The sequence below is a fragment of the Butyrivibrio sp. genome, from assembly GCF_015056685.1.
GTDB lineage: Bacteria > Bacillota > Clostridia > Lachnospirales > Lachnospiraceae > Butyrivibrio.
The window spans coordinates 20,862-33,001 of record NZ_SVFW01000044.1; the positions used below are offsets into that span (position 1 = coordinate 20,862).

General features: G+C 40.2%; 12 protein-coding genes. All 12 read left to right on the plus strand.

What is annotated here, in order from left to right:
- Positions 1–39 precede the first annotated feature (39 nt).
- The 12 genes from E7303_RS14090 (at position 40) to E7303_RS14145 (ending at position 12,076) form a co-directional block, all read left to right on the plus strand.
- The gene (locus E7303_RS14090; protein WP_292146024.1) at positions 40–1,578 is read left to right on the plus strand and encodes an ABC transporter substrate-binding protein; all 1,539 of its coding nucleotides are present in this window, start codon (positions 40–42) and stop codon (positions 1,576–1,578) included.
- Positions 1,579–1,753: 175 nt separating this feature from the next.
- The gene (locus E7303_RS14095) at positions 1,754–2,686 is read left to right on the plus strand and encodes an ABC transporter permease (RefSeq protein WP_330601693.1); all 933 of its coding nucleotides are present in this window, start codon (positions 1,754–1,756) and stop codon (positions 2,684–2,686) included.
- A gap of 23 nt (positions 2,687–2,709) precedes the next feature.
- Positions 2,710–3,621, plus strand: a complete 912-nt coding sequence (locus tag E7303_RS14100; protein WP_292146025.1) for a carbohydrate ABC transporter permease — start codon at positions 2,710–2,712, stop codon at positions 3,619–3,621.
- Between the two features lie 45 nt (positions 3,622–3,666).
- Complete coding sequence (locus E7303_RS14105; RefSeq protein ID WP_292146026.1) at positions 3,667–4,545, plus strand: Nif3-like dinuclear metal center hexameric protein; 879 nt, start codon at positions 3,667–3,669, stop codon at positions 4,543–4,545.
- A gap of 38 nt (positions 4,546–4,583) precedes the next feature.
- Entirely contained in the window at positions 4,584–5,384 is an 801-nt protein-coding gene (locus tag E7303_RS14110; protein WP_292146027.1) for an alpha/beta hydrolase, read from the plus strand.
- 18 nt (positions 5,385–5,402) lie between these two features.
- Positions 5,403–6,227: an alpha/beta hydrolase gene (locus E7303_RS14115; RefSeq protein WP_292146028.1), complete on the plus strand. Its 825-nt coding sequence runs from the start codon at positions 5,403–5,405 to the stop codon at positions 6,225–6,227.
- A complete protein-coding gene (locus tag E7303_RS14120) occupies positions 6,227–6,643 on the plus strand; it encodes a DUF3237 family protein (RefSeq protein ID WP_292146029.1) in 417 nt (138 codons plus the stop codon). Before E7303_RS14115 ends, E7303_RS14120 begins: the two co-directional genes overlap by 1 nt.
- Before the next feature lie 109 nt (positions 6,644–6,752).
- Entirely contained in the window at positions 6,753–7,922 is a 1,170-nt protein-coding gene (locus tag E7303_RS14125) for a GDSL-type esterase/lipase family protein (protein ID WP_292146030.1), read from the plus strand.
- Positions 7,923–7,977: 55 nt separating this feature from the next.
- Positions 7,978–8,823, plus strand: coding sequence for an AraC family transcriptional regulator (locus tag E7303_RS14130; RefSeq protein ID WP_292146031.1), 846 nt, complete (start codon positions 7,978–7,980; stop codon positions 8,821–8,823).
- 87 nt (positions 8,824–8,910) lie between these two features.
- Positions 8,911–10,299 carry an ABC transporter substrate-binding protein gene (locus tag E7303_RS14135; RefSeq protein ID WP_292146032.1) on the plus strand — a complete coding sequence of 463 codons (1,389 nt, stop codon included), beginning with the start codon at positions 8,911–8,913 and terminating at the stop codon, positions 10,297–10,299.
- Positions 10,300–10,364: 65 nt separating this feature from the next.
- Positions 10,365–11,249, plus strand: a complete 885-nt coding sequence (locus tag E7303_RS14140; RefSeq protein WP_292146033.1) for a carbohydrate ABC transporter permease — start codon at positions 10,365–10,367, stop codon at positions 11,247–11,249.
- The gene (locus tag E7303_RS14145) at positions 11,246–12,076 is read left to right on the plus strand and encodes a carbohydrate ABC transporter permease (RefSeq protein ID WP_292146034.1); all 831 of its coding nucleotides are present in this window, start codon (positions 11,246–11,248) and stop codon (positions 12,074–12,076) included. The genes E7303_RS14140 and E7303_RS14145 overlap by 4 nt, the downstream gene beginning before the upstream one ends.
- The last annotated feature ends 64 nt before the right edge of the window (positions 12,077–12,140 follow it).

Genomic DNA, 12,140 nt, shown 5'->3' on the forward strand with positions numbered 1-12,140 from the left:
GCACAATATAAAATGCACATTTTAACAAGGGAGGTTATTATGGTAAAGAAAATTGTAAGTATGTTACTTGCCGGAGCTATGGCATTTTCACTTGTTGCCTGTGGATCTTCTGCAGAAACATCCGGCAGTAATGCGGACACAGATAGTTCTGTTCAGACTGCTTCAAAAGCAGAGGATGGCGACTATGCACAGATTACATACGCATTTGTTACATTCAACACAGTACCTGATGATACATCAAAGGTAGAAGAGGCACTTAATCAGATTACAAGAGAAAAAATCGGCGTAGAAGTTCATCTTATGCCTCTTTCAATTGCTGATTATACCCAGCAGGTAAGCCTTGCTGTTCAGAATGGAGAAGTTGATATTTTCCACACTTTGGGAGATCTTGGCAACTCTATTGCTAGTGATATGTGCTATGACATAACAGATATGGTTGATACAGATGCTCCTGAACTTAAAGCTCTTTTTGAAGATGAGTGGCTCAAGACCACAATGTACGATGGAAGGCTTTACGCTATTCCAACACTTAAGCCTTTTGCTCTTCAGCCTATGCTGATCTACAGAAAGGACATTGCTGAGGAACTTGGCCTTGATATGGAATCAGTTAAGAGCGTAGACGACCTTACAGCTATTTTTGCTCAGGTAAAAGAGGCTCATCCTGAAATTACACCACTTGCACCTGTTTCACAGGGAGACAGCGGTCTTACAAGATGGGTTCCATCTATCGACTGGCTTGGTGATTCTTTTGCATCACCAACAGGTGTCCTTCAGGGCGACAGTATGACAGTAACAAGCTACTATGATCTTGCAGATTTTGAAAAGTATGCTTCTCTTATCAGAGACTGGTACAAGAATGACTACATAATGAAGGATGCAGCAACAACAACTTCTGCAGCAGCAGAGCTTATGTCATCAGGCGGATATTTCGCATATTCTGCTTCATACAGCTATCCACTTGAAGATACAGCAGCTTCTCTTTCTGCTCCTTCAGGTTATGAAGTTGGCGCGATTGCCCTTGGAGATGCTTATCTTGATACATCTTCAATGAATGCAGTAGCACAGGTTATCGCATCCACATCAGAGAATCCTGATGCAGCGCTTAAGTTCCTTAACCTTACATATACAGATCCTGAAGTTATCAACACAATGCTCTATGGTATTGAGGGCGAAGATTATGTGAAGAATGCTGATGGCACAGTTTCTTACCCTGAAGGACAGGACGCAGCAACTGTTCCTTATACAGCACAGCTTTCTTGCGGTGTTCTCGGAAACTTCTTTATCCAGTGGCCACTTGAAGGTTCAGGTTCAGCAGAGTCTCTTGCATGGGAAGATGAGCAGAACCACAATGCTCCTTGCTCACCGGCTATGGGCTTCACATTTGATCCTTCATCTGTTCAGACACAGTACACAGCAGTAAGCAACGTAATCCAGCAGTACCTTCCGGGTATCGCTTGCGGTTCAGTTGATACAGAGTCAGCTCTCTCTGAGTTCCGTCAGGCACTTAAGGAAGCAGGCTATGATGATATCCTTAATGCAAAGCAGGAACAGCTTGATGCTTGGCTTGCACAGCAGTAAGTTTTAATTATTAAAAGGTTCATAAACCCACTTTAATAAATAGTCCTATGCCGGTTTAAAAACGGTGTAGGGCTATTTTTATGAAATCTTAAAATCAAAAAAACAGAACTTGTTTTTGAAAGAAAAGACGGCTCGTCTTCCTTATACTGATTATAGTCAGGAAAGGAGACGAGTTATGTCTGATATGAAAAAAAGCAAAGTTAAAACAAAATATGCAAAATCCGGGCCACTACTTTTGATCGCGGCACCAGGTATTATCTACCTTCTTATTAATAATTACATTCCAATGTTTGGTATTTTCCTTGCCTTCAAAAAATTCAGTTATAAAAAAGGCGTATGGAAAAGCCCATGGAATGGATTCGATAATTTCAAATTTCTTTTCCAAACTAAAGATGCATTTATAATGACGCGAAACACAATACTTTATAATCTGGCTTTTATTGTGATAGGAACTATATTAGCAATTACAATAGCCATTTTTTTAAATGCTTTAGGTGATTCCATCAGAACAAAGTTTTTCCAGTCGGCACTTCTTTTACCTAATCTGATGAGCTGGGTAATCATAGCTTATATGGTGTATGCATTCCTTAACTCGGATAGCGGATTTATCAACAATACTATCCTGAAGGCTCTCGGAAAAGAGGATATTGCCTGGTATATGGAAAAGAAATACTGGCCATTCATCCTCATATTTGTTCAGATGTGGAAAAATGCGGGATATCAGTCAATCATCTACCTTGCAGCCATTGCGGGAATAGATAAGTCAGTATTTGAGGCAGCGAGCCTTGATGGAGCAAGCAAACTTCAGCAGATATTCAGGATCACACTTCCTATGCTCAAGCCTACAGTTATCATTCTCACACTTATGGCAGTTGGAAGAATTTTCTTCTCTGACTTTGGACTTTTTTATCAGGTGCCAATGAATTCAGGAGCTCTTTATTCTACAACGCAGACTATTGATACATACGTATACAGAGGTCTTATGGAGCTTAATGATGTAGGAATGTCAGCGGCAGCAGGACTATTCCAGTCACTTCTTGGATTCATAATTGTAGTTTCAGCCAATGCACTTGTTCGTAAGATTGATAGCGACAATGCATTGTTCTAAAAGTCAGATATAGGAGATAGAAAATGGAAAACATTATGAAAATGAAAAGAGCATCTGATACAAAGAATTTCAAGGCAGTCGCAACTATAGTACTCGGCATTTTGACTGTCATGGCTCTTTTACCAATAATACTTATTGTAATAGCGTCATTTACTGATGAAACAACGCTTCTTAGAAACGGATATTCATTTTTCCCTGAAAAATGGTCCACTGATGCTTATGTATATATGATTCAGCAGGGCTCAACTATTTTCAGAGCATACGGAATTTCAATCCTTGTTACAGTAATAGGAACTGTCGTAAGTGTACTTATCACCACAATGATCGCTTACCCCATGAGCAGAAGAAACTTTAAATATAAGAACGCGCTTGCTTTCTTCGTTTTCTTTACAATGCTCTTTAATGGCGGTGTGGTTCCTTCATACATGATGTGGACACAGGTTTTTAATATAAAGAATACTATCTGGGCACTTATTATTCCTAATTACCTGTGCGGCGCTTTCAATATTTTTCTGGTAAGAAACTATTACAGCAACAGCATTCCGGAGGCGCTGATAGAATCAGCTCAGATAGATGGTGCAAGTGAGCTTACGATTTTCTTTAAGATCATATTCCCGCTTGCAATACCTACAGTAGCTACGATATCTCTTTTCACCGCCCTTATCTATTGGAATGACTGGGTAAATGCCCTTTACTACATTCAGAAGCCTCAGTACTACGGTATTCAGAACCTTCTTATAAGGATCATGAATAATATTCAGTACTTAAAGAGCGGGGCCGCAAGTATCGCGGTAGGAACGGGAGCGGTATCACTTCCCAGTAATGCGGTCAGAATGTCCATGGCTGTTATAGGAATACTTCCGATTGTAGTTATATATCCGTTTGTTCAGAAATATTTTGTTAAGGGCGTTGTCGTAGGCGCTGTGAAAGGCTGAGTTAGAGCAGAAATACATTGTTTAATATAGAGCTTGGAGGAAAATATGAAGATTAGCGAGATTATTCAAAAGATAGAAGAGTATCATCCAAATCTGGGACCGGATTATAAGGGCTGCGATGGGGTAAAATGCGGGAATCCTGACCGTGAGTGCACAGGAATTGTGACAGCACTTGTTCCGACAGTTGAGGTTATAAAAAAAACTATTGAACTTGGATGCAATTTTCTTTATGTCCATGAACCTACAAGTTACCTGACACCTGATTTTGCCGGCTGGAAGGCTGACTTTAAGTGTGGGGTATATGATGAAAAAATAAAGCTTGCAGAAGATCATGGAATTGTGATCTACAGGGATCATGACCATACGCATGCTCACAGACCTGATGGCATTTTTACAGGTGTTCTTAAGTACATGGGATGGAGCGAATACGTAGATACCACAGGTAAGGGCATTCCTTTTGGCTATGTTGTGAATCTTCCAAAAGAGGAGACTGTGGAAGAGCTGATTACAGAGCTTATTGAAAAAATCGGAATGAATGGAACAAGATATATTGGAAGAGCAAAAGATAAAATTAAAAAGATTGCTCTGGTCGGGCATATATATCCTGAAGCATTTATTCCTTCCTCGGAAAAAGATGGTTACTACACAGACTATACTACTGAAATAATAAGGACAATGCAGGAAGAAAATATAGATGCGATAATTCCCGGTGAGATTATTGAATGGAATTTGTTATCATATATCAGAGATGCGGTTTCTCTTGGAGAGCACAAGGCATGCTTTAACATCGGACACTTTAACTGGGAAGAACTTGGTGCAAAATATGCAGCAGACTGGCTTCCGGAAGTTGTTGGACAAGGTGTGCCTGTAACATATGTCCAGACGGGAGATATGTGGAGCTATCAGACAAGAGAAGGCAGATGAAAAACACATAACATGATCTAAAAAAGGAGAGGTAAGGTATGGCAACAGGGAGATTACGTTTTTATTCTTTAGCGCAGATGGGACAGGTGAACATTGCTTATGTTATTCCAAGGGATGTTCCTGTAATGATGATGGGAGACAATCCACATTACAAAAGACCAATGAAGACACTTTATCTTTTACATGGATTCTCCGGCAATGAGTGTGATTGGGAATACAACGGTATTGCAGAAGATATTGCATTTAAATATAACATGGCAGTTATCATGATAACCGGAGGTAATAACTTCTATCTGGACAGAAAGGCGACAGGAGCTCAGTACTGCACATATGCAGGAAAAGAAGTTGTTGAATTTACCAGAATGATGTTTGGCCTTTCTGATAAGAGAGAGGATACATTCATTGGCGGCCTTTCTATGGGCGGCTTTGGCGCACTTCACACCGCATTTACATATCCTGAGACCTTTGGGGGAGTTGTAGCTCTTTCATCAGCGCTTATTATCCACCAGATTGCAAATATGGATCCTGATTCAAGAGATGAGATTGCAAACTATGATTATTACAAAGAGGTATTTGGAGATCTTTCAAAGGTTGAAGAGTCCGATGCTAATCCGGAAGTCCTTTACGAAAAGATGGAGAAAAAAGGACTTCCAATACCTCCTGTCTACATGGCTATTGGAACAGACGATTTCCTTTATGAAAACAACCAGATCATGAGAAAGTTCCTTGAAGACAAGGGCGCAAAAATGAAGTATGAAGAAGGCCCGGGAATCCATGACTGGAATTTCTGGAATGCTTACATCGGAAAGGGCGTTGAATGGGTTCTTGAGAACGCATAACACAGAAGGAGTTTTAATATGTCTTTTTCAGAAGTTCATTTTTTATCGGATAGTTTAAAACAGGGAGTTTCAATGGCAGTGTTTATGCCTGAGAGAGGTCCTTTTGGCTCAGATGCAAAACCTCCCTATAAAACAGTATATTTTTTGCCGGGCTACAGCGGCGATTATTCAAGCATTATCACTATGCTTGGGGTAAGAAAACAAGCTGAGCTTAAGGGCATTGCAATAGTAATGCCAAACGGTCAGAATTCTTTTTACGTAGATCATCCTGAGAGAAATGCCAGCTACAGTACATTTATAGGAAAAGAGCTTATTGAGAGAACAAGGGATATGTTTAATCTGTCCCACAAGCGGGAGGATACCTACATTGCCGGCATTTCAATGGGCGGCTACGGAGCTCTTTTAAATGGCCTTTTATATAGCGATGTTTTTTCAAAGGTTGCGGCCTTTTCACCGGCAACAGATCCGTATATGCTTCTGTGCGATCCGGCTAAGGGCGGCTTTGGAGATGCTGAGTTTACCAATATGTTTGGAAACTTTGAAGAATATGAAAAGAGCAAATGGAACATAACAAGAACCTATACTGAGGCAGATAAAAAGGATATTCCAGAGCTCTTTATCGGTTGCGGAGACAGGGACATTGCAGTGGACTCCCAGGTGAAGAGCTTTAGGAAAGCCCTTGATGGAGCGGGCGTTCCTTACAGATTCTGGGAGACCACAGGTAATCATGATTTTGAAGCTTGGGAAAAAATGATGGATCCGGCATTTTCTTTCCTTACAGGTATTCCTGAGGGGAGCCGAAACAGTCTGGCTATTCCGGACAGTATCATGGAGGGTAAGTGATGGAAAAACCTATTTTAGTAATTGATGTTTTGCTTGATGAAATATTCAACGTAGAAGGTACTGCTGGCAAGGCAACAATGATCCTGTTTCATGGCTCATGCGACTGCGAAAATTTCAAAGGCAGGATACTTCCAGGCGGTGTGGATACACAAAAAGAGGCAGCAGGTGAGCCGAGATTTCTTTCCGCCAGATATATTTTGGAAGGAAAAGACTGCGATGGAAAAGAATGCCACATTTTTATAGAGAATAATGGCGAAACAGCTCCTTTAAGTGGTGGAGGTATGATTCACACGAAACCGATTATCTATACTGATTCGAAAGCACTTAAGTGGATGGAAACTGCGGATATCCGAGGAACAGTCACAGGAGCACCTGGCGGAGTGACAATATCGTTATATGATGGAAATGCAGAATAATTTATCGTAATCACTCATCACAAAAAACGACAACAGCTTCCGCAAAAATTGAAAAGAAGGACAAACCTCCGCTTCATATAATATGTATGAGAGTGGAGGTATTTATTATATGAAATGGGTTAGTTCATTTAAATATTTGAGAATTAATTATGTCGAAGATATCGCAAGTATTGAGAATGCAGATCAGAAGGTTGTTTTCTATAACAACATAAGCGGATCCAAGGTGAGAGTAAGATTTTCCAACAAGTATGCCAAAAGAAATCTCGTTATAGATGAGGCTTTTATTGGCGTTATCAGAAATGGGAAAGACATAGGAAAAGAAGCATTAAAAGTTGATGGGAAGTCCGTAGTTACCTTAGAGCCGGGGCAGGAGATATTTAGCGATGAGGCCTTGCTTGAAGTCAGCGCCGGCGATAAGCTGTATGTTTTACTTCATTTTGGACAAAAGCAGGTATATGAATCAATCTGCTGTTTTTGGGCTGATGATGGAGCGAAGGTTACTCTTGAGCGTGATGGCAGGGAAATTTCACGCGACATTATATCCGAGTTCATGAAAAATGATCCTAACATCCACATGCAGTCGATGTTTATCGGCTTCGATGCAGTGCAGGTGCTTACCTTCGATGAAACGAAGACTATCGCTGCATTTGGAGATTCTATTACCCATATGTCATTTTATACAAATGCTCTGACTAAGCGGCTTTATAATGAGTATTTTGAGAAGGTATCTGTAATAAACTGTGGAATTGGCGGTAACAGGCTCATAAATGATGCGACCTTTGTGAAGGCAGCAGGAAAAGAACTGCTTCTTTTTGGAGAGGCCGGAGTTAAGCGCTTTGAAAAAGATGTATTTGAGATTGATGATGTAGACGCTGTATGTGTACTTATTGGAATAAACGATATTATGCATCCAATACAGCTCGAGGAAAAAGAAGAAACTATTTCTTCAGAAGATCTGATACAAGGTTACAGGCAGATAATTGAATGTGCTCACGAAAACGGTGCTGAGATCTTCTTTGGAACCATAATGCCAAGCGGGAATGATGACTATCCCAAGTGGTGGATGGAAAAATTCGAAAAGGTGCGAAATGAAGTCAATGACTGGATCCGAAAGGGAGAACTGCACGACGGCTATTTTGATTTTGATAAGGCACTGCAAGATGCAAACAGACCTGGCTACATGCGAAATAACATGAACATTGGTGACGGCCTGCACCCTAATACTTTAGGTGGTATGGAAATGGCTAAGGCTGTGGATATTAAAACTATTATGGGATAAGTAAAGCCTGCCGCATTATTATGCGGCAGTTATTGCATAACTAAGGAGGAACACCATGGCACAGCTTTATGAGAGTGAGGTATTTATCTACAATCAGGTTCCTGTAAGGATTTTTAATCATTATTTTGATGGAACTGATATTTTTACTTCACTCCATTGGCACAGAAATGTTGAATTTAATCTGACCACAGCAGGGAGGATAAAATACAATGTTGATGGCGAAAACAAGATCCTTTCGACGGGGGACTTCTGTATTATAAACAGTGGAGTTCTGCATTCAAATCACTGGGTTGAGCCCGGTGATCATTTTGAGGGAATATGTGTACAAGTCTCAAAAAGTTTTATAGACAGGTGGATAGGAGAAAACGTGTATTTTGAATATCCCAAAAAAGAAGAGGATGCGGAAAGAATAAGGCGGGAACTTATTAAATTTGGCGAGTATAAAAAACAGGGGAAATCTGATATTGAAAAGATGGAACTTGTATTTGATTTCCTTATTATGTTGAAGGAAAGCTGCGCTATAACGGGAAAAGCTTCGGAGCAATGCAAAGATAACGGGGATATAAATATAAAGTCCATAATTAATTATATAGATGAAAATTATATGGAGCAGCTTGATCTTGCAGGAGTTTCCAGAGCTTTTAATTATACCCCTGCCCATTTATCAAGGATGTTTAAAGAGCATGTGGGGAAGAATTTCTATCAGTATCTTCAAAATGTAAGGCTTATGCACTGCGTAGATGAAATGAAGGAAGATGAAAATGTAAGGCTGATAGAATGCGCTCTGAATCATGGTTTTCCCAATGCCAAGTCCTTCATTCAAACATTCAAAAAGAGCTTTGGCTGTACGCCTTCAGACTGGATGAAACAGGGAAAAAGAGCCGAGCTTTTACCAGAATAAAAATTGACAACTATACCGACAAAAATAGGAAAGCCTCTCATCAATGACTTTGTTATTCTAAAGTTACATTGAAGGGAGGTATTTTTTATGAGGAAAAGAATGTTTAGTTTACTGATGGCTGGAGTGCTTGGGGTATCAACACTTGCAGGATGTGGAAGTGCAGCTTCTACAACTACTCAGAGTAGTGACTCAACTACTGCAGCTAAGACAACCACTGAAGAGAAGGCTGCAGAAACCACAAATGCAGAAACTTCATCTGAGCCTGTAACTATTTCGTTTTACACAACAGAAACAGGTAAGGATGATATGTATCAGGACCTGATATCTGACTTCGAAAGCAAGAACCCGGGGATTACAGTAGAGTATATTGCAGCTGGCGATGATCAGCTTCAGCAGTGGATGGCGCTGTATGCAAGTAATGAAGGACCAACAGTAGCACTTATGGATCCAATTAATATCTGGGAAAACCAGGACAGAATGCGTCCTCTTACCGGCGAGGCAATGCTCGACAACATTGAGGAGGCATCCCTTAGCACAATGACTTTTAATGGTACTGTATATGCAGTTCCAATGTCTGCGGCAGGTATAGGACTACTTTACAACAAGGCTGTATGTGATGCGGCAGTAGGTGGAGATTTTGATCCAAGTACAATAAAGACAAGATCTGACTTAAAGGACCTTTTTGATAAGATCGAGGCAACCGGTGTTGCAGCAACATGCCTTACAGGCGTTAACTGGTCTCTTGGAGCACATTATCTTTGCCAGACCTACGGCGCAGCTATTGGAGACACCAAGGCACGTGTTGATTACGTTAACTCTATTATTGGAGGAGAGACAAAAGAAATAGATTCAGAAGTATTTAATGGATTTATGGATACCTTTGACATGCTTGCACAGTACAACTACAACAAAAATGATCCGCTTGTTGGAGACGTAAACCTTGATGCTATGGCACTTGCAGAGGGTAAGTGTGGTACATGGTTCATGGGTGACTGGGCATGGACATACATGGCAGAACTTGTAGGTGATGGAGATGAGTTTGGTCTTATGCCTGTTCCTCACAGCGATGATGCAAGTGATGTTACAAATCAGCAGCTTCCTACATCTTATGCTAAGGGCTATTGCATTGATGCAAGTCAGAATACAGAAGAACAGCAGCTCGCAGGTCTTAAGTTTATTGAGTACATCTCATCTGACAGCTATTCACATGAAGTTCAGGCAAAGCGCCTTGGACAGGCCCTTCCATTTAAGAACTGCCAGGCTACAATTGACAGCCCTCTTGGTAAGTCAACTGCAAGCTACATCTCAGCAGGAAAAACAGCAGATTTCTATGGCACACCAAGTCTTTGCCCATCAGATATCTGGTATGAGTGCGGAGCTTATATGTGCGAATACCTTTCAGGTGCATGCGACAGAACAAAACTTGCAACTCAGATTGATGAGTACTGGTCAAAACAGGATAAAAGAGAATATTGATCTAAAAAAGTAAGATAGGGAGGGCGCGTCCCTCCCTGTTTTATATGATTTCAAGGAGAATTAGAATGCGTGTCAAAAATAAAAAAGTGACGAGCATAAAAGAATTTCTTTTATTTGGGTTTCCATCATTTTTCATATGGTTCTCGGTGGTGATCATTCCATTCGTATATGGATTATTTATCACGTTTACTGATTGGAATGGCTTGTCACAGGATATAAATTTTATTGGAATTGAAAACTACAAGAACATACTAACTGATTCAGCTTTTTTGGGAGCTTTTTGGAAAACGGTTGTATATGCTCTTTTTACGGTTATATTTAGTAATCTTATAGGATTTATTCTGGCTTTAGTGGTAACTAGTGGAATAAAAGGTCAGAACCTTTTCAGAACAGGCTTTTTTACTCCTAATATAATTGGTGGAATTATTCTGGGTTATATTTGGAATTTTATCTTTTCATTTGGTCTTACAAAACTGGGTGAATTCACAGGAATAAGCTGGATGCAGACTTCATGGCTTACAAATCCTGTAAGGGCGCTGATGGCACTTATCATTGTCAGTGCATGGCAGATGAGCGGATATCTGATGGTTATTTATATCGCGGGCCTTACAGCCGTTCCCGCAGATCTTATGGAGGCAGCCCGCGTAGATGGAGCAACAGTTTTTCAGACTGTTATGCAGATAAAGATACCTATGATAAGAGGAACAACAGCAATCTGCGTATTCCTTGCAATTTCCAGATGCTTTATGTCATTTGATACTAACCTGTCCCTTACAGCGGGAGGTCCCTACAAATCTACAGAGCTTATTGCTTACAAAATCTATCAGACAGCCTTTACCAGCATGGATTTTGGCGTAGGACAGGCTCAGGCGATCATTCTTTTTGTTATCGTCTCTGTCATTTCATTATTACAGGTATACTTTACCAGAAGAGGGAGGGTTGATGCATGAGCTCAGAACGCAGGAAAAAGAGCATTGTCTTTGCTATAACCTTGATAATACTTATATTATTCATGGTTCCCTTTTATATGCTGGTAGTTAACTCATTTAAGTCAACTGCAGATTTTATCAGAAATCCATTTGCACTACCGGGATATCTTAGTTTTGAAAATTTTGTAACAGCAATAGACAGGATGAATTTTTTTAAATCGCTGGCAAATACTGCATTTATCACAGTGACAGCAGTAGTGATAAATATGATTCTTTCATCCATGACAGGATACTTGTTTGCAAGAAAAAAATGGAGAATAAACAAGATAATTTTCATGGCTTTTCTTGCTTCAATGGTGGCACCATTTCAGGTTTATATGATTCCTCTTGTCAGAATATATGCGGGAATACTTGGTTTTTCAAATAACCTTTTAATGGTTGCATATGTGGCAGTTGGACTGAATATTCCATTTGCGGTATTTCTTTATTCAGGATTTGTAGAGGGAATTCCAAGAGAACTTGATGAAGCTGCATTGATAGATGGCTGCAGCTTTACAAAGACTTTTTTCAACATCATAATGCCGCTTTTAAAGCCTATAATCATCACTGTTACTGTATTTGTTGCTATGGGCGTGTGGAATGACTTTTTGATGTCCAGCTTATTCCTTACCAAGACTGACACCAAGACGCTGGCTATCTCAATCAAGACATTCCTCACTAACCATTCTGCTGAGTACGCTCCAATGATGGCAGGACTTCTCCTTAGTGTGCTCCCTGTACTGATATTTTATCTTATAGGGCAGAAGTACATCATTGAGGGCGTAATCGCAGGAAGTGTGAAGGGATAAAAAGAATAATTTCACATAAAAAAATCCAGTAATGACGCAGTCATTACTGGATTTTTGAAATGTG

Excerpts from the sequence above, each read along its gene's own strand:
- E7303_RS14090 (WP_292146024.1), top strand. The coding sequence starts at position 40 with ATGGTAAAGAAAATTGTAAGTATGTTACTTGCCGGAGCTATGGCATTT.
- E7303_RS14095 (WP_330601693.1), top strand. The coding sequence starts at position 1,754 with ATGTCTGATATGAAAAAAAGCAAAGTTAAAACAAAATATGCAAAATCC.
- E7303_RS14100 (WP_292146025.1), top strand. The coding sequence starts at position 2,710 with ATGGAAAACATTATGAAAATGAAAAGAGCATCTGATACAAAGAATTTC.
- E7303_RS14105 (WP_292146026.1), top strand. The coding sequence starts at position 3,667 with ATGAAGATTAGCGAGATTATTCAAAAGATAGAAGAGTATCATCCAAAT.
- E7303_RS14110 (WP_292146027.1), top strand. The coding sequence starts at position 4,584 with ATGGCAACAGGGAGATTACGTTTTTATTCTTTAGCGCAGATGGGACAG.
- E7303_RS14115 (WP_292146028.1), top strand. The coding sequence starts at position 5,403 with ATGTCTTTTTCAGAAGTTCATTTTTTATCGGATAGTTTAAAACAGGGA.
- E7303_RS14120 (WP_292146029.1), top strand. The coding sequence starts at position 6,227 with ATGGAAAAACCTATTTTAGTAATTGATGTTTTGCTTGATGAAATATTC.
- E7303_RS14125 (WP_292146030.1), top strand. The coding sequence starts at position 6,753 with ATGAAATGGGTTAGTTCATTTAAATATTTGAGAATTAATTATGTCGAA.
- E7303_RS14130 (WP_292146031.1), top strand. The coding sequence starts at position 7,978 with ATGGCACAGCTTTATGAGAGTGAGGTATTTATCTACAATCAGGTTCCT.
- E7303_RS14135 (WP_292146032.1), top strand. The coding sequence starts at position 8,911 with ATGAGGAAAAGAATGTTTAGTTTACTGATGGCTGGAGTGCTTGGGGTA.
- E7303_RS14140 (WP_292146033.1), top strand. The coding sequence starts at position 10,365 with ATGCGTGTCAAAAATAAAAAAGTGACGAGCATAAAAGAATTTCTTTTA.
- E7303_RS14145 (WP_292146034.1), top strand. The coding sequence starts at position 11,246 with ATGAGCTCAGAACGCAGGAAAAAGAGCATTGTCTTTGCTATAACCTTG.